At 31.3% G+C, this 18,768-nt stretch carries 16 protein-coding genes; all 16 read right to left on the reverse strand.

Annotated features, from left to right (window positions below; genetic code table 11):
* Nucleotides 1-272: 272 nt before the first annotated feature.
* The 16 genes from CQ058_RS15075 to CQ058_RS15150 all read right to left on the reverse strand — a co-directional run bounded on the left by CQ058_RS15075 (nt 273) and on the right by CQ058_RS15150 (nt 18,704).
* Entirely contained in the window at nt 273-1,820 is a 1,548-nt protein-coding gene (locus CQ058_RS15075) for a lipopolysaccharide biosynthesis protein (protein WP_105589824.1), read from the reverse strand.
* 48 nt (nt 1,821-1,868) lie between these two features.
* On the reverse strand, nt 1,869-2,876 hold the full coding sequence (locus CQ058_RS15080; RefSeq protein ID WP_105589825.1) for a glycosyltransferase: 1,008 nt from the start codon (nt 2,874-2,876) through the stop codon (nt 1,869-1,871).
* Between the two features lie 43 nt (nt 2,877-2,919).
* Nucleotides 2,920-3,846, reverse strand: a complete 927-nt coding sequence (locus CQ058_RS15085) for an SP_1767 family glycosyltransferase (protein WP_105589826.1) — start codon at nt 3,844-3,846, stop codon at nt 2,920-2,922.
* A gap of 128 nt (nt 3,847-3,974) precedes the next feature.
* Nucleotides 3,975-5,141, reverse strand: coding sequence for an acyltransferase family protein (locus CQ058_RS15090; RefSeq protein ID WP_105589827.1), 1,167 nt, complete (start codon nt 5,139-5,141; stop codon nt 3,975-3,977).
* 72 nt (nt 5,142-5,213) lie between these two features.
* On the reverse strand, nt 5,214-6,395 hold the full coding sequence (locus CQ058_RS15095) for a glycoside hydrolase family 88 protein (protein WP_105589828.1): 1,182 nt from the start codon (nt 6,393-6,395) through the stop codon (nt 5,214-5,216).
* A 20-nt stretch (nt 6,396-6,415) separates the two neighbouring features.
* On the reverse strand, nt 6,416-7,597 hold the full coding sequence (locus tag CQ058_RS15100; RefSeq protein ID WP_105589829.1) for a glycosyltransferase: 1,182 nt from the start codon (nt 7,595-7,597) through the stop codon (nt 6,416-6,418).
* A gap of 12 nt (nt 7,598-7,609) precedes the next feature.
* A complete protein-coding gene (locus CQ058_RS15105; RefSeq protein WP_105589830.1) occupies nt 7,610-8,800 on the reverse strand; it encodes a glycosyltransferase in 1,191 nt (396 codons plus the stop codon).
* A 13-nt stretch (nt 8,801-8,813) separates the two neighbouring features.
* Complete coding sequence (locus tag CQ058_RS15110; protein ID WP_105589831.1) at nt 8,814-9,974, reverse strand: polysaccharide pyruvyl transferase family protein; 1,161 nt, start codon at nt 9,972-9,974, stop codon at nt 8,814-8,816.
* 17 nt (nt 9,975-9,991) lie between these two features.
* A complete protein-coding gene (locus CQ058_RS15115) occupies nt 9,992-11,023 on the reverse strand; it encodes a glycosyltransferase (RefSeq protein WP_105589832.1) in 1,032 nt (343 codons plus the stop codon).
* 84 nt (nt 11,024-11,107) lie between these two features.
* The gene (locus tag CQ058_RS15120; RefSeq protein ID WP_044439486.1) at nt 11,108-12,304 is read right to left on the reverse strand and encodes a glycosyltransferase; all 1,197 of its coding nucleotides are present in this window, start codon (nt 12,302-12,304) and stop codon (nt 11,108-11,110) included.
* A 9-nt stretch (nt 12,305-12,313) separates the two neighbouring features.
* Nucleotides 12,314-13,054 carry a glycosyltransferase family 32 protein gene (locus tag CQ058_RS15125; protein WP_105589833.1) on the reverse strand — a complete coding sequence of 247 codons (741 nt, stop codon included), beginning with the start codon at nt 13,052-13,054 and terminating at the stop codon, nt 12,314-12,316.
* 103 nt (nt 13,055-13,157) lie between these two features.
* Entirely contained in the window at nt 13,158-14,231 is a 1,074-nt protein-coding gene (locus tag CQ058_RS15130) for an EpsG family protein (RefSeq protein ID WP_105589834.1), read from the reverse strand.
* Nucleotides 14,232-14,382: 151 nt separating this feature from the next.
* Nucleotides 14,383-15,285 (reverse strand): glycosyltransferase family A protein, encoded by a 903-nt coding sequence (locus CQ058_RS15135; RefSeq protein WP_070145562.1) that lies wholly within the window; start codon nt 15,283-15,285, stop codon nt 14,383-14,385.
* A 30-nt stretch (nt 15,286-15,315) separates the two neighbouring features.
* Nucleotides 15,316-16,407: a hypothetical protein gene (locus CQ058_RS15140; protein ID WP_070145563.1), complete on the reverse strand. Its 1,092-nt coding sequence runs from the start codon at nt 16,405-16,407 to the stop codon at nt 15,316-15,318.
* A 57-nt stretch (nt 16,408-16,464) separates the two neighbouring features.
* Complete coding sequence (locus CQ058_RS15145; RefSeq protein WP_105589835.1) at nt 16,465-17,565, reverse strand: glycosyltransferase family 1 protein; 1,101 nt, start codon at nt 17,563-17,565, stop codon at nt 16,465-16,467.
* Nucleotides 17,550-18,704, reverse strand: coding sequence for a glycosyltransferase family 4 protein (locus tag CQ058_RS15150; protein WP_105589836.1), 1,155 nt, complete (start codon nt 18,702-18,704; stop codon nt 17,550-17,552). Before CQ058_RS15150 ends, CQ058_RS15145 begins: the two co-directional genes overlap by 16 nt.
* Between the last annotated feature and the right edge of the window lie 64 nt (nt 18,705-18,768).

Below are 18,768 nucleotides of genomic sequence, written 5' to 3' on the forward strand. Positions count from 1 at the left end.
ATAAGAACACCACCATATTCAACAGAACATAGTGGTGTTTCATTTCTAAAAGATTCTTAATACTTTCCTTTTATTTACTTGCTCTTACTTTAAAGCATTATAATTTTGCATCAATTCATTAGGTGCTGGCGCTCGATTATAATAAGCAAGATTCTTAAATACTATTTTTTTTGCGCTTGTGCCTAATGAATTGGTAAAGTTGATTCGTTAATGGCTTTATCGCGCCCGATGGATTGGGTTAGTAACGAGATTATAGAAATGTACATTTCAAATTAAAAAGTGCCCTTTTTATTTGACTGAATTTTCACCCTCAGGTTTCCCATTATACCTTTAACAATTCCAAATAAATACTTAAATTCATCTGTCTTATAAAAAACAAATACATAAATAGCATTTGGAATTATTAAACAAATCATCCCTCTTAATATTAATTCTAGTAATCCATTATACGGAATAAGATCACATATTAAACTTGTGATAACACAAGCTCCTAGCCCTATCATCACATAGTAAGTATATTTTAAAAAATAATCCCTAACCGGTTTACGAAATACTTTCTTATATACTAAATAAGGAGCAATCCAAAATGGAACCACTAGTGTACTTATAAGTGTTCCAATAAAAACACCTGTTATACCCATATATTGCACCAAGACAATAGAAGCCACCAGATTCACGGCAGCCTCTAAAAAGGGAGCATACCTATCTTCATGAAAAATCCCTGATGTTGTTTTGACCATAGATATAGAACGTCTCATTCCTGATACATAAAAATTTATCATTAATATAATTAATACACTTATATCCATAATAAATTTCGAACCAATCCATAAAGTAATAAAGGGTTGCATTATAATATATAAAAATATGGAAAAAAATGAGTATATCCAAAAATTACAAAGCATAGTAACCTTAAATATGCTATAAATTTTTTCATCGCTTTCTCTTGCAACCAAATTCCCTACACTATGATTAATATTATCAAAGATTTGATTTATAAAGGTTCTACAAATGTTAATTAACATATAATAATTTGAATACAATCCAACAGCTGCAACACTGACAAAAGACGCAATTAACATGTTATCAGTACCAAAGACAATATATCCCCCTATATTATGTAGCACTAAAGCCTTTACATTTTTAACAATATTACTTTTGGTTTCACTATCTAATTTGCTTGCTGCTTTATTTTTTAAAAATGGGTACATCTTATCTACCAATATAGCCAAGAACGCAGAGGTACTAATTGTTATAATAATATCGATTATTAGATATAAAATATAACTATGCGTAAAGTATAAAATTCCTATTTTAACGCAAGTAGATATAATAGATGAGATAGAATAAATCCCTGTAACAATATATCCCTTTTGACATACATTTAAAAATGAGGTTTTATAAGAAAATAGATAAGATGAAGCTGTATTAATTAAAAATATAATATAAATAAAATGAATATTGTCTACCTTTGCATCTTTAGCAATATATCCAAGGAAAGGTAATAAAAGTAATCCTAGTAACAATACTATTAAAGCTATTGCCATATATGCCTTTCTATAAAAATTCATAAGCATATTGATTCTATCCTGATTATTTTCTGCCACTGGTTTATATAGATTATATATGATAGCAGATCCTATTCCTGCTTCAGCTAAAGATAACATTCCTAATATATTAGTAAATAATCCATTTACCCCCAGGTACTCAACACCTAAATAAGTAATAAATATGGTTCTGGAAGCAAAACTTAGTAACGTAATAATAACTTGACTACCTATACCGGCTGATATATTAATTATTGAATTTTTAACTCTCATTTTTCCTCCCACTTCAGAAAGTATGAAAACACTTTTAATCCAAGAGTATTACCTGATTTCTCTTTTATATGCTGCAACTATTAAAGGGTACACTTTAAACTTTATTGCTAAATAATATATATACTCCTTAAAGTTATTGCATCGATATGAAAAACCAATTCCTTTTACACTATCTGAGAACATTTCATAATTCACTATTCTACGAAAAGCATTATTAACATCCACATTAGGATCGCTTTTTAAATTATTAACCAACAGTCTATATATGTGATTTATATAATAATTAGCCATATCTTTTTTAAATTGCTTATCGTGCAGTAAACCAAATTCTTGTGAAAGTTGTCTTCTCATTTGATATTGTAAAACTAAACTGTTCTCTAAATTTGGTTTATACGGAACCCTCATTAAGCTATTTGGATTATTAATATTATAAAAATAAAGAACTTCTGAGATTGCACATACCCTTTGTGAGTGCAATAAAAACTCTAAATTAAAAATAACATCTTCTCCAATAAACATTTGTTCATTAAATCTGATGTTTTTTTCTTTTATAATGCTTAAATTGTATATATACCTCCATGCAAAGCATAGATCATTCTTGGAATGAACATTCGGAGAGCTCAGTACAAAATCTCTCCCGTTCATAACAGTATCTAATTTGAAGTTAGGAATAATACTATTATTATTTGGAACAGTTTTGTATCCGCATATTACAGCATCACACTTTTTATCTTCCGCAGTACCATATAACCTAGTAAAATAGTTTTCGCTTACCTCATCATCGGGATCTATAAACACTATATACTTCCCTGTAGCAGCCTCGATCCCTGCATTCCTTGCGCTACTCACTCCTCCATTTTCTTTATAGATTACTTTAATTCTATTATCCTTTTCTAAATATCCTTCACATATTTCACCACATTTATCTGTTGAACCATCATTGACTAGAACTAATTCAATATTGACGAAAGGCTGTTTTAAAACACTTTCAATACATCTAGCTAACCATTTTTCCACATTATATATGGGAACAATAACACTTATTAATTCATGCAATCCTTTCACCTCTACATTACTTACATAAGTTAAACCCTCATGCCTATCTTATTACAGCTTTAATTTCGCTTAAATATTTTTCATCTTGAATATCGCCCACATTTTGTCCAGCACCTGCTTCACATACGTACTTATTTTCAATTTTGATTTTAGTTTTTGCTTGTCTTAAAAACCATTCGTATTCAATATCCACATGCCCTATATCAATTGCTTGATATCCCTCTTTATACAAATCATATGCTAATATAGTAGCAGTAGGCCCTATTGCTAATAGAATCAATTTAGATTTATTATTTTTTTTTGCTGCTATTAAGATTTTATTGTAATGTAAGAATGCGTGCTCCTCTGGTACTAAAATCCTTTCAATTGATTTAGCATTGTCAAACAGATCATTTCCAATACCTAATCTACTCTTACTGCCCTCTATTAAAACTATATCCCTATCTTTCCATATTAATTTTAATAATATAAACCATTCTTTACATTTTGACTTATCTCGAAAGGGATAATAGAATCTCGATATAAAGGAATTATAATATACTTTTCCCTTCTTCAAGTCTTTATACCACTTTAATCTATATTTTGCAGTATGAAGACTCCAATAACCCTTTGGTTCATCTGCATATTTTGATAAATCTTGAAAAACATCCGGTAAACAAACTAAGAACTTCTCATCTTCACTTAGCAATATTTCTTTTAATCTTTTTGATAACAAATGATCAGCCCGTTGAAATGTTATATCTAGATTATGAATTAATTTAAATTCACCATCACCATACCTGGCTATGGAAGCTTTATCATGAATAATTTTTTTTAAAGTTTCATCTATAGATTGAATTCTAGGGGGCTTGAAAAAGCACTTCGTGAATCGATCTTTTATGATAGTTAATCGATTCAAACTCTGAATTTTCATATCGATCAATTTATTCCAAATAAAAACTAACATACTTTTTATTTTTATTTGCACCATACCAAGCTCCTTTCTAATACTTTTCTCGATAGAACATTAGATTATCTTTCCTCTTTTTCTTAAGAAAATTAATCTTATCCCTCTATTCACATCTTACATAATATTTATTCTTATTATTTCCCAATTTTTCAACTAGCCTTTTTTCTCAACGAAACATCGCCTCTAGAATTTTTAGTGGCAAGTTTCCGGCCTATTTTTATTGATGGAATTTCAATAAATTTATAACATAAGACCGACACAACCATAGTAAATAAGAAAGAAATTAATAAAATTAAAGGCACTGATATCTTTCCATAGAAAATATGAACTGTTGTTAATAGAACAATTGGATGTACTAAATAAAGACTATATGATATTTCCCCTATAAATTGTACTGGTTTAATCAGTAATAATTTAGAAAATAGTTTTGAACTTAGAGCGGATAGAATAATTAAAACTGCACCAAAACATATATACCAATCGATAATAATAAGATACAAATCATAATCAATTTCACCAATTAGTTTGGAAAGTAACATAAATGGGATACGGGGATAGCTAAAAAATAAAAGACCTAAAGGCAATAATATATATTTTACTTTTGAATTAATAATTTTACTCACTAAATATTCTCTGTTTTTGGCTAGTAGTGCACCAATAATAAACATTGAGCTATAATGTAATGTGATAAAGTAATTGGTGGATACTGGCATATTAAATTCGCTTGGAATGTTCTTCATTAATAAATAACCAATAACTGATAAAAACATCGCTATCCCAATACTTACTTTCCAGTTTACTCTAAGTAAAAGAAAAATAATTAAAGGAAACACTATGGAAATTCGCATCTCGTGAACTAATGACCAAATCACCATAATAAACGCATCAGAATTAAATTCTCTCAAGAATAAAATATGATCTATTACTCTATTAAAAGAAACTTCTATGTTCCATGAACCCCATTGTACCAAACCAGGAATGGTACCAATTTTAGAATGAATCCCCAATTTAATTCCTATTGCAATAAAAAGAATCACAATATAAGGAATGTAAATCCTACAAACTCTTTTAATAAGATACTTTAAATAATTAAATTCCGTCCCTTTATAAAAAGGCAAGGATAGAACAAATCCACTTAACACAAAAAATATAATAACAGCCGAATGACCTTGCCATAATATAGAAAAATAGGCCCCAAATGTTGAATACATTACCTTTTTACCTAATATCGGAAATAATGCTAAGAAGTGTCCTAATAGAACAATGATTGCAGCAATACCCCGAAGGGAATCCAATTCTTTATAACGTCTCGTCATAATTCTTCCCTCTGTTCTAAAATAAAATTTATTAATCTAACTATTAAAATTTAGTTATCCTTATAAGGATAACTAAATTTTATAATTATTACGTAAATTAATTAATCTAATACAAAACCCTTGTGTGAATGGCAATATATCGAATAACGTAGAATATACACCTATATCCTTCGTATCACCTTGAGAGAAGTCGACCGCTCCGTTTCTTCTTGTCACTCCCATCAAATAACCGATAGCTTTATCTGCACTTTCCAAACATTCCTTTGAAATATCTTCTATCTTTGCTGCATTCAACATAAACCACCCCAGTGTGGATGTAGCGGAGGAATCTGGTCCGCATTCGTTTCTGGTTACAGTCCAATTCCAATTGCCTTGTTGTTGAAATTTCATCGTAGCTTTTGCAAATTTACGTACACTTTCTTCTAATACAGGTTTATAGCCGTTGTTTTCCGGTAATTCATTCCACGTATCTATAAGACCTATAGCAAACCATCCAAGACCTCTTCCCCAGCCATATAAACCTAGAGGAACTTTATCTTCTAATCTATAAGCATGACATGGTATATGACTTAAGTTTAACATTCCATATGTTTCATATTCTTTAATCTGCTTTACAGCCAAATCTATACACTCACTTTTGTTATACCTAATGCCGTAAGTCACTAAGAATGGACATATGAAACCAATGGTATCTACGTATCGATACCCCTTCATAAACTTTCTATATTCTATCGTACCATCCTCACCTATATGCTCTTGTATCATTTCCCAAGTAGCATCCAAAGCTTTTTTATATTTATCTATCTCCTCAAAATCCAGCTTCATAATAGCATAAGCAAGTATTGCCCCATCTACATACTGAGGTTTGTGTACCCACTGACCGTTAGAATCAAATTTGGAGTTCAAAAACTTTGTGATTTCATGTTTTACTGCTCTGTCATCATTATATTTCAGGTATTCAGACAACCCTAATATTAAAGATGCTTCTTGCCAATGCTGTATAGCGCTTTTCGTATAATTTCCTTTCAACATATCAATTGCTATTAATCTTGTGTTATCAGTTACCTTAATCTTTGGTGTTTTATTTAGCCACTTAACACCTATATGAGTGATTGACTGATTCCATAAGCTTTTATCCGTATATCTTCCTATTTTTATTCTTCCCAACCAATTCTTTCCTATAGGAATGAAATCAATCACTACAATAATTGCGATTACGGCAAGTAACACAAAGCACACTGCCTGTATAACCATATAATTATGTCCTTTCTATACTACTTAAATAATGTATATAATTTTTTTATCTCCGACTCGGTTCCTAGCTCTTCATCTGATAAGTTCTTTATTAACTTATTTCTTAATTCTTCATTATGTATTAATTTCTTAATTCCCTCCGAAAGTGAGTGAGCATCCATGTCTATCATCAGCCCATTTTCTTCATTTTTAATTTGGTCTTTAGCTGTACTGAAATTTGTTACCACTATTGGTTTATGCAGTATTTTTGCTTCGTCTATTGCGATAGATTTTCCTTCGAACCTGGATGGTTGTACATATATATCTGCTTCTCTTATATACGGATAGGGATTTTCTTTCAGTCCTAACAGTAAAAAATGATTTTGAAGGTGATTTTCTTCTATCATTTTTTCTAACTTGCCTCGCCCTTCCCCTTCTCCAATGATATACCACTTGATTTCATATCCATCTCCAACCAGATTCTTACATGCTTCTATAGCCAAATCAAATCCTTTTTCATGACTTAACCTTCCTACAGAAACAAGCTTTACCCCTTTACGCTCTAGATCTACCTCTTCCTGTGACATTTTATTTATCGTACTTGGAGATACGATGTTATGAATAACACCTATTTTGTCGTTATATATAGAAAATCTTTGTTTTAAAACATTGGCACATTCCTCAGACACCGTCACTATATGATCCAATGAACGAAAATAACCCATATCAATGTTAGGATCCATTCCTAATTTGTCATAATCAGTGTGTATAAAACCAATTTTCTTATTCGCATTTACTTTGTCTATACAAAAGTAAACTGGGTTTTTTTCTAAGTACCCAATCGCTACATCATACTTTTTACTTATATTCTGTAAAGATTTTGATAGATATCGCCATACTCTCTGTTCACAACGGGCTTTGTTTTTTTCACTTTTAAATATGTAACCCGCACAAACCCTTGATAAGGCTATATCTAGTCTTCCTTGTCGCAAGCATTTCATGATAGCTGCTTTTATCGGCATATCAAACAACTGATACTCAGAAGGTTCTTCCAATACATTCACTTTTTTAGGGATTTTATTAAGGAATAAACCTTCATGCTTAAATAAAAATAAATCCACATTATAGCGAGAGTAATCCATCGTATTCAACAGAGAGATTAATGACTTCTCAGCCCCACCGCAGTTCAAATTATTGATAACAAATAATACGTCTTTTTTCATAATAATCACCTTTTAAAGAATTCCGTAGAGCTTATTTATTTCTTTTTCGGTTCCTAACTTTTCTGTAGATAAATTATTTACGATTCTTTCCCTTAATTCTATATCTTTGATAAGCCTTTCAATTTCAGTTGCTATTCCTTCTTCAGACATCTCAGCAATAATTCCGTTTATTCCATGATTTATTTGATCTTTTGCAGTTTCGAAGTTGGTCACCACTATCGGTTTATGCAATATTTTTGCTTCATCAATTGCTATAGACTTACCCTCATACCTAGATGGCTGTACATATACATCTGCTTTTCGTATATAGGGATATGGATTTTCTCGAACACCTAAGATTTTAAAATGTTGGGATAGATGATTATCTTCTATTAAACTTTCTAATTTATCTCTTTCATCCCCATCCCCTAGTACATACCACTTTATCTTGTATCCTTTTTCTAGAATTAACTTACAAGATTTCACCGCTAAATCTAAACCCTTTTCATGACTTAATCTAGCGACAGTAATAATATTAGTATAATTTCTATCAAACAAACTATCATCTTTTATATCTTCTTTAGATAAATCATATATAATCCTAGGAGCTACTATATTATATATAACCGTAACTTTATTTTTTAAATGTGGAAAGTTTTCCTGTAACGATTTTGCACACTCTTCTGAAACCGTTATTAGATTATCTAGTTGTTCAAAATATGGATTATCAAACTGACGATCCATACCTGAATTCGAGTAGTTTGTATGTATCCATCCGGCCTTTTTTTTCGCATTCACTTTATCAACTACAAAATATATTGAAGACTTCTCAAGATAACCAATCGCTACATCGTACTCTTTCCTTAAAACTTCAAATGACTTACTTTGATATTCCCATGTATACTGTTCTGAAATAGCAGCATTCTTTATCAATCTATTCTTAATGGTGAACATCAATCTTGAATATACCAATTTAATTTGCCCATTCTTTAAAAAGCCCATTATTGAATTTTTAAGGCTCGATGCAAATATTTTATAATCACTTGGCAAATCTAATATATCTACCTCTCTTGGTATTGAATTCATGAATGTTCCTGTTTTACTAAACAAAAATAAATCTACATCATATAAACTGTAATCTATTTGTGATAGTAGATTTATCAAGCTTTTCTCTCCACCACCAGTAGATAAACTAGGCATAACAAATAGTAGTTTTTTTTTCATAATATACCCCAAATTAATTAGACAATTCTTTCAAATACTCTACTGCTTTGTAGGACATTTTCTTTACATTAGGTATAGATTGTCGTAGCTTTTGCCTTATCTCCTCTTCCTCTCGTACCATCTCATCAAATCTTGCTTTTAATTTATTACTATCAGATATCTCCTCTATATCTAAAACTAATTTTTCTTCCCCAAATATATCTTTAGATATCCCTTTGGACTTTACACTATATCCCAATACCATAGTCGGAATAAAACTAGAGTAAGCAGCTATAGTTGCATGCGTTCGAGCTCCTATAAAGAAACGCATTCTAGCTATATACCCCTTATACTGTATTGCATTTAAGTTATCTGGTAACAGAATCACTCTGCCTGTGTCCTTAAATTCTTGGTAATATTTGTAGAGAACTTCGTAATCATTGTTCCCATCTTCAATAACGTGAGGTGTAAGAGCAATCGTCATATCTGTAGTATTTAATATATGATTAATTAACTCTCTTACCGCAACTTGAGAATTCTCATTTCTATTCCATACAAGCGGGCTAAAATTAAGACCCATTGTATTTCCTTCCTGCCATCCATTAGGCAACTCCAATTCTTCTTTTTCCATTGTAAACGCAGCATCAGCACACAATTGAACATTATTTAATCCTTGTTTTTTTAACATATTATAGGTAAGACTTTCGCGTGCTAATATTAAATCAAAGAGCTTTAGATCTTCCAACTTTCTTTCAGACATATCCTCTTCTCCTATAGAACATCCCCATAGTACTAGCTTTTTTCCCTGCATTTTTACTCTTCTATCAATCTCATACCACCCAGGTTGCTCTCCATAGCAATAATTATCCCCTCCGATAGATAAACATACATCGGAACTTTTTATATGCTTTATTATGTTATGATGAATTTTCCCTAATGCATAAGACTCATCGTTAAAGAGTTTTACTTTAACTGAGGACAATAACCAATCATATGAATATTTTTTCAGACTGCGGCTAGAGCCATCATATATATAATCTAACTTATTGATTACCTTATCTGTTTCAGGTCTATCTGATGCCAAACATACTTTTGCTCCATCTATTTTTTCTTTTATAATATTTGTAGAAGCTCGAACTATCGCTTCGCACCCTCTATTCAAACTGCCCCCATGGGCAAACATCATAAACTTCACACTAAATTCCTCCAGTTTTATTTATTTCTAAGCCTGCTGTAAGAGACTGCGAAGTATAACCCCACAGTAGATTTTCTTTTAATCATATTTATTAAAAATTTCTCATATCTACCAAGCTTGCTATAAGTTACTTCACAATATAGTGGCAATGCCTCTCTAACATATTTATTGCATATCATATTTTTTATGTATTCATATCTCTCACTAAACCGTATTTCCTTAGACGGTTCAAAATAAATATATACGTAGGAAATTACACTATTTATAAACTTTCTTGATTTCAATTCACGTATCTTTGCCTTATCGACCTTTTCGATGTAAATTTTCGGTAGTTCCATATTATATACTTCTACAGCTCGCTTGAAATAATCTTTTTTTGAGATATCCCGAGTTGCGCTACCCGCTACATCCCTATAATAATATCCCGTATAATCTATATATTTCATATTAGTTGCATTACTAAAAAACTGAATATTAAACATTCCATCTTCTCCTAATGCAACCTTCTCTGGAAACTTCACATTATTTTTCGTTATTATGCTATTTTTATAAATTTTGTTTACAGCAGTATTTAAATTATCGCTTTTAAGAAAATAGGGTAATATCTCTTTATTTATATATTCTTTTTTTAGAACGATATTAGTTGGAAATGGATATTCAATTGTTACCTTATGCCCTTCAATCTCACTTCTTAAATTTGATATAATTACATCACAATTGCTTTGTTTTGCTGAATTATACAGAGTTTCATACATATCCGCTTCTACATAATCATCAGCATCAACAAATCCAATATATTCACCATTAGCTATAAGAAGTCCTTGATTCCTTGCAATACTCACACCTTGATTTTTTTGATTTATAAGTATAATCCTGTCATCTAGTGCCCTATACTTTTCAATAATCTCTACGCTATTGTCCGTTGAACCATCATTAATAAAGATAAATTCGCAGTTATGAAGCACCTGATTTAACAGTGATTCTATACACCGAGTAATATATTTACCAGCATTATAAACCGGTATAATTACACTGACATTTCTATTCATGGGCAAATCACCCCTTTACTTTGAATCCCTTATACTTTCATTTTTAAAAATTTTTGTAGTTGTACCAATACACTTAATAAACTTTTAAGCCTCTATAATTTCATACAACTTATTTAATTCATACTTATTACTATAATCAGTATTACTACAATTGTTAGCTAACTGCTTTCTTACGGTAGCATCCTTATACAATTTTTCTATTCCATCTGCTATTCCTTCAACGGATAATTCCGTAATATATCCGTCAACCCCATTTTTCACTTGACTGTTTGCGGTTGTATAATTTGTAATTAGGACTGGTTTTGCAAGTATCTGAGCCTCTCCTACTGTAACAGCTTTTCCCTCATATCTAGATGGTTGGACATATAAATCAGCTTCTTTTATATATGGATATGGATTAATTTGCTTTCCTAGCAACACAAAGCTATTTTCTAATTTCAAATCCCTTATTAGATTTTTAATCATTGTTTCGTCTCCACCATATCCAACTACATACCAGGCTATATTCTCATAGCCTTTATCTTTCAATATCCTTAAAGCCCTAACAGCATTATCGATTCCTTTTGCATGAGATAGTCTAGCCACAGTTATAACTTTAAAACGGTTATCAAGGAGCATAGGGGTATCTATTTCTTCATTCGCCATGTCTCTAATAAACTGCGGGGAGGTTATATTTTCCATTACTATAACCTTATTTTTTAATGCACTATATTTTTTTAAAAATGAATTTTTGCATGCCTCTGATACAGCTACAATACAATCAAATTTATTCCATACTTTTAAATCCATCTCTATATCTGTCTCAATTGTAGAATAATCTGTATGAATCCATGCTATTTTTTTCTTAGCCTTGACCTTATCTGCTACAAAATAATGCGGCCACAAATAACTAATTGCAACATCATACTCTTTATCTAGTTTAGGTAAAAATGGAATAGCATATTTCCACATTAATTGCATTTGATAATATCCTGTCTCTACTATTCCTTTAGCTTTTCCTGCAAAACGAGTATTTATCTTAGATAAAATTCTAGAAAATCCAATGCCATATTCTTTATCCTTTAAAGTTTCTCCGATTGACTTCCTAAAGGTGGTGTATTGTGGAACTTCTTCTAATAAATTTACCTTGTTACAAACTAATTCCATAAAATCCCCTTGATGTCTATACAGCATTAAATCAACAGCGTATTTTTTGTAATCAAAACCCTCAAGCATACTTATAAGGCTTCTTTCTACTCCTCCAACTTCCATATCAAATGAGGCCACCAGTATATCCTTCATATATGCCTCCTAATTTTTTGTAACAAATTTTCTTATCCGCGCTATATTTTCTCCACCTATAACCTTAGATGCTAACAGTTTTAAACCACTCTTCAATCTTGCTTTAGGTGGTAACCAACTTTTATAAAAATGATGCATTGCATATGTATTTGGAGTAATAAATTTTCTACAGTTAATATAATCATATGGAGAAAAATATGTTTGAGGATAGAAGGCTCCTATCCCACTTATTTCTTGATATTCTCCATTCAACTGTAATCCTTTATTTTTTAGTATCTCGCTTATAATGGCCACATTGGTTAAACTGTCATACTTTCCATCCTCTTTAATAAAACTTTTTTCTTCGTATGAATCTAGAAACATTCTTATTAACACATTTCCTTTAGTCGCTCCTATTGTACTTGTAGCTATATAGTTCTCTTGTTCAAATCCCCAAAATGAATCATGATGTAGCATATCATCAAAAGATTTGAATACCTCCACATCCGTATCTAAGTAAATTCCTCCAAATTTATAAAGAGCGTATACTCTTACATAATCACTTACAAATGCAAATTTTTTGTATTCATAGGCTTCCTTGACATATAAATTACAATTTATATCAAAATTATCTTCATTCCACTCAATTATTTCATAACCAGCTAAATTCTCTTTCCAGCTATCTATACATTTTTTTACTATTATAGGTTTTTCTCCTTTACCAAACCAACAATAGTGAATGATGCGTGGAATCTTTTCTGTAAATGCCAACTCAGTATCCCCTTTCTAAACTATATAGAATAATATACCTATACACCTAAATTTCCATATTTCATTGATCAACTAGTCATTAACATATTTCACCTTAAAAAACTTAGAAATTTAAAAAATTACTTTTATAAATAATGTTTAATGTTATTACATTCTCGTATGCATAGAAAATAAAATAAAATACTAATATTGCATAATAAACTAGTTTTTGGTCTTTATCAGTAAATAATTTTATAATCCATGAAATTAAAATTAATTGGTATAATCCAAAATATATAGAAAATCTTGCAAAAATCCAATTTTGTGTTGAAATTATCATGAATACAAGTCCTAATATAGACATATTTACTACATAGTCACTTTTAGGAAATATTTCCCTAAGTTTCTCTCTTCCAATGTAAGCAATAATAATTGGAGGAATATTAACTCCAACTCTAAGTATATTTGCTCCGCCCTCAGAAAAGTTCTTGTAATCTCCATACTGACTATCTCCTATGACTGAGAATAACGTATCTAAAAATTGATTAAACCCTATAACTATGAATACAGAGCAAAAAAGGGTTACATACGTTTCCCATGACCATGCTTTTCTCCTAATCATAAAATATATTGGAATAAGGATAAGTGCAGTTTGATGTATTGTTGATGCAAATAGAATAATTAGAATATACTTTTTCCAGTTACCTTCAAATATATATTTTGTTGCAGCAAAAATAATTGCTGCTGCAAGAAATTGCCTTATCCCATTCATTGATATTAAATACATTCCACCTGTTATATATACATATAAACTTAATTCGAACATTCTTGTATATTTATATAAAACCAACACAATAAGTACATTTGTTATTAGTGCCGTTACAAAAATCAATATTTGAGGGTCATTAGAGAACTGTTTTAAAATCATCTGAAGCACATTAAAACCCATATCTTTTCCTTCTTTTATATGTTCCCAATCAAACGTATCTTTTTTATAAGAATACATATAAAAAAAAGTATCCCCGATATTATTACGGAGACCAGACACCATTACAAGAATAACTATTGTTAAAAATACTAACAGCTTATTTGGCTTTGATTGAACAATGTGTGGTCCCCTTATTACAGGAGTAGAAAAATATCTTGCTAAAAAAGAAAGAATATAAACTAAGACCAGCGTAACCCAAAATATAAACATTTTTAAATTCCTTTCATATTATAGATTGCAAATATAGAACTCTTTGCTATTCTTTAACCAAATAATTCAATAATATAGCCTATCAAGTCCTATATTTCTCTTACAATCTAAATACATGTGACAATAAAATACATAGTTAATTAAAGACCTACTATTTATTTTTCAAAACAGTAGCTTTACTCGTCTTTTGAATATAAAAATGAAGCATAATCCCAAAAGGTGTAGCCACCAAAGTAATAAGCTTACATGGGGACTCAATAAGAAATTTATAGTTTTTGATCATCAAGTTGCTAGATACATAATGTATAGATTCTCGAAATTTTTCTTTTAATGTAGGAGCATATTTCATAGCAACTTTTCTAAAGAATGAGAACCCTTGGGGGTTTTTTCTATATTGCTTAATAATGTTCATGCTAGATCCATCTGCTAAATACTCAACATGACAAAGAACTTTATTCATGATGAGTAAAGGCTGCTCTTGATCAATAAGAATATATTTATAACTTAAAGGACAGTACTTTTCGCCCGGAAATATTGGATATGGTGGGGTTTTTCGTGTTAACTCTGATCGATAAACTAACTTTTTATCACCTGTGACTTTATATTTCGCATGCAAATCTGTCAGTTTAGATTCCTTCACATGTTCCGGCATCATCGTTCCAATAACTTTTCCATTTGGATTAGCGTCTAATCCTATTATGCCAGCGTAATCATTACTTCCATACTCCTTCCAAAAACGAGTGATATTTTCAACGGCATCATCCGCCATATAATCATCAGAATCAATACAAACATTAAGTTCCGTATCAATTAATTCGTAAGCAGTATTATGTGCCCCGTGCATTCCCTGATTCTCTTGATAATGATACTGAATTGAGATACTGCCTTGGGAAATCCAATTTTCTATTAACTCTCTTGTGTCATCTGTAGATCCATCATCAATAATTAACCAAACAAAATCCTTACTTGTCTGTCGCTTTAAACTTTCATAACATAAATGCAGCGTGTAAGCACGGTTAAATGTAGGTGTAAAAATTGTAAGAGTAGGTTTCAATTTACATCTCTCCATCAATCATCTAATCTATTAAAATTCATCCCCTAATATTGTTAATATACTATTTAATACTAATCTATCAGGTCTTACATATTCATGGTAATATCTATAATTGTTAATCATCATTTGATATCTATAATTTTCATCATTTGATAAAGTATATATTTGATTTATACATTCTTCTGGTGTTTTAAAAACAAGATAATTTTGACCATCACGAAAATCACCTGGGACTTCATAATGTAATTCTTCTGTTACTATAGCCTTGCTTGCTGCAACATACTCTGCAAATTTCCAACCAATAGATTGATGTAATCCCATAGTTGCAATACAAATTGCAGATTCTTTTACCTTTCTTAGGTAATTATTCCGTTCAGTAGCTTTTCCGTCTTCTATGACAATATCTGCATAATTTTTATATGCAAATTCTGATGGTGCTACTCCTCCATAAAATTTATCTCCAAACTCTTTTCGACAAAGTCTAATGCATGTTGCTCGAAAATCATTAATATATGCACGTTCTTCCTTTTTATTCGAAGAAATTTGCCCTTCATAATCTCCATTTACATCCCATAGCCTAGCCATAAAAAGAATTTTTGAATCTATTTCTTTATGAGGTATATCTTCAAAAGAATTAATACGATATAAACCATTGTAATATTGAGACAACGGAACCTTCCGTATTATTTTCTTAATTTTCTCCCTAAGTGGATCTTGAGGCATCGGTGAATGCGCAATATTTCCAGGTATTGTAACCATATAATTTAATCCAAGAGGATAAATTTTTTCCTTATGCCTTAACTTTGAATTATAAAAACTATTAAAACTTCGCTTAAAGTAAAAGTCGTATTTTTCTAACAACACATTCATAAACTCAACATAATCCTGATTTTGCTTAAGCAAATTATCATAACCATCATTAACATCATATAACACTCGAGTTTTCCCGTTGATTATAACTTCCATCATATTATAAGGTAATTGATCTTGATGATTCTTACTAAGTTTCTCTATCCTCAAGTCTATTACTCCTTGTTGAGCAAGTAGAACAAAACCTGCAGTTATATTATAGAGATGCAGCGGAACTTCTCCTAGCCTAAGACAACATGAAACTCTTGACATCATTGTGCTCCTTTTTAATCCTTTAGACATTATTTAAAATATAGAAGTTACTATTAATTAAAGCGCTTGAAGATAAAAATTCTCAAGCCAAGTAGCCGATTCACTTATATCATATCCTTCTTTCTTGATATATCCTTCTACATCTTGCATACGTTTATTGACATCCAATATATCCTGCGCCCATATTTCGGGAGAGGTATTTATGCTTTCAAAACTCACTAGACCTGCTCCCATGTCTACTTCTTTAGTTATCGCATCCGAGATTACACAAGATAACCCAGCTCCTTGCGCTTCTATAAGAGTAACAGGCAATCCTTCATGAATGGATGGGAATGCAAATACATCAAAAGCTTGAAGTAAATGGTCGATATCGCTCCTTATGCCAAGAAACTTTACATTAGCCCCTAAATTTAATTCTTCCACTTTTTGTTCACTCTTTAACCGTAACGGACCATCCCCCACCAAAACAAGAACGGAATCTCTTCTAAGTTTAACTAACTGAGCAAACACTTCTATAAGGAATCCATGATTTTTTTGATGCGCAAACCTTCCTACATGCCCTACTACAAAGTTATCAACTGTAAGATTTAGTTCCTCTCTTATCTGTTTTCTAATTTCGGGGGAAAATGAAAACTTTTCAGGCTCAATTCCATTTTTTAAAATCGTGGCAGTATCTGTTTTACCTGCAAATAACCAGTGAGATGCTGCATCCGAGCATGCTAGAAGATGTGTCGCACTTCTTAATATATACTTCCCTGCATACCACTTATATACTTTCGCAGCAACTCCACCTTCACTGCTAGTATTGTGACTATGTGCGATACGAACTGGTATACCGGCTTTCTTAGCTGCACGTAACACAAATCCACTCATCTTATCCATGTGTGAGTGTACAATCTTATATTCTTGATGAGATTCAAAAAAATTATCTAAAGACTTTATGTATTCGTTATGACCACCATCAGTAATATATGGAATCCTGTGCACTTTCCCACCTAATTCTGATATTTCTGTATCAAAAACACCTTCCTTACAAGTAAGAAAATCAAACTGCACTTTATTTCGATCTATATTCCGGTACAAGTTCATAATAAGGGTTTCTGCACCACCACGGTTCATATTGACTACAACATGTAAGATTCTTAATGGACAATCCAATCTAACGCCTCCGTTCCACTCATAAACATGGTGTAAATATAGCTCTTTTCTTCTAATACTTTATTGACGGCATAATTATTTTTAATAATCTCACGACCAGACTCTCCGAATATGCCTTGTAAGCTACTATTTTCAGCAAGATATTTTATCTTTTCTGCCATTGTCTGTATGTCTTCACGACCTACTGTCCAACCATTTACACCATTTTGAATTAACTCTTTATGGCCCCTGTTCTCACTAGCTATAACAGGCAACCCGCAAGCCATCGCTTCCATAATATTAACTGGTAACCCCTCACGTAGACTGGATGCAACAGAAATATCACAAATAGGTAAAATTTTTGCAATATCATTCCTATAACCAAGGAAATCTATCATTTCAAATACGCCCATTTTTTCAGCTAAATTTTTGCAATCATTTATCAAAGGACCATTCCCAGCCAATAGAAGCCTCGCATTGGGAACATGATCTTTTATTAAGGCCAATGAACGAATCAAAAACTGCTGATTTTTATTTTTATTAAACTCAGCCGCATAAAACATTAAAAAATCATCCGGTTTATAACCCATCTCAATCCTTAGACAATTCTTTTGAGCCTCACTAACTGGTTTAAAATATTCTGTGTCCACTCCCACCCCATGAATTTGTTCAATTTTAGGTACTTTAAACTTTCGCTGAACAGCCAAGTTATAATCTTCTTGGTTAATTGTAATGAGGCAATCTGTATAATTTGCTAGCATTTTTTCAATTGGATAATATAACAGCCAATTTGCAAGCGGGGCACCTTTACAAAAATGAAATCCATGCGCAGTATATAAAACTTTTGTTCCATGCTTTCTAGACTTTCTTGCTGCCAAACGTGCAACGGCTCCCCCCATCGGGGTATGGCAATGAATAATTTTATATTGATTTTCATAAATAATATCTTTCAGCTCTTTATAAGCCTTAATATTCTTAAATTGCAAAGGTGACCTTTGAATAGAAATGTCATACTTCTTATCCACATATGGAAGTTCCATGTTGCCAGCAGCAGCAACATGGACTTCCCAGCCTTGTTCTTTAAACCATTTCATATATGGCAAATGAAATGCTTTAAAGTGAAAGTCTACCGTCGCACAAAATAATACTTTATTTTCCATATATATATCACCCTACAATTGTTATATTGTAACTAACCACCTGTGCATACTTCATTCTCATTTC

It is taken from the genome of Bacillus sp. MYb56 (assembly GCF_002976445.1).
Classification (GTDB): Bacteria; Bacillota; Bacilli; order Bacillales; family Bacillaceae_G; genus Bacillus_A; species Bacillus_A mycoides.

Excerpts from the sequence above, each read along its gene's own strand:
- CQ058_RS15075 (WP_105589824.1), bottom strand. The coding sequence starts at position 1,820 with ATGAGAGTTAAAAATTCAATAATTAATATATCAGCCGGTATAGGTAGT.
- CQ058_RS15085 (WP_105589826.1), bottom strand. The coding sequence starts at position 3,846 with ATGGTGCAAATAAAAATAAAAAGTATGTTAGTTTTTATTTGGAATAAA.
- CQ058_RS15090 (WP_105589827.1), bottom strand. The coding sequence starts at position 5,141 with ATGACGAGACGTTATAAAGAATTGGATTCCCTTCGGGGTATTGCTGCA.
- CQ058_RS15095 (WP_105589828.1), bottom strand. The coding sequence starts at position 6,395 with ATGGTTATACAGGCAGTGTGCTTTGTGTTACTTGCCGTAATCGCAATT.
- CQ058_RS15100 (WP_105589829.1), bottom strand. The coding sequence starts at position 7,597 with ATGAAAAAAGACGTATTATTTGTTATCAATAATTTGAACTGCGGTGGG.
- CQ058_RS15105 (WP_105589830.1), bottom strand. The coding sequence starts at position 8,800 with ATGAAAAAAAAACTACTATTTGTTATGCCTAGTTTATCTACTGGTGGT.
- CQ058_RS15115 (WP_105589832.1), bottom strand. The coding sequence starts at position 11,023 with ATGAATAGAAATGTCAGTGTAATTATACCGGTTTATAATGCTGGTAAA.
- CQ058_RS15120 (WP_044439486.1), bottom strand. The coding sequence starts at position 12,304 with ATGAAGGATATACTGGTGGCCTCATTTGATATGGAAGTTGGAGGAGTA.
- CQ058_RS15130 (WP_105589834.1), bottom strand. The coding sequence starts at position 14,231 with ATGTTTATATTTTGGGTTACGCTGGTCTTAGTTTATATTCTTTCTTTT.
- CQ058_RS15140 (WP_070145563.1), bottom strand. The coding sequence starts at position 16,407 with ATGTCAAGAGTTTCATGTTGTCTTAGGCTAGGAGAAGTTCCGCTGCAT.
- CQ058_RS15150 (WP_105589836.1), bottom strand. The coding sequence starts at position 18,704 with ATGGAAAATAAAGTATTATTTTGTGCGACGGTAGACTTTCACTTTAAA.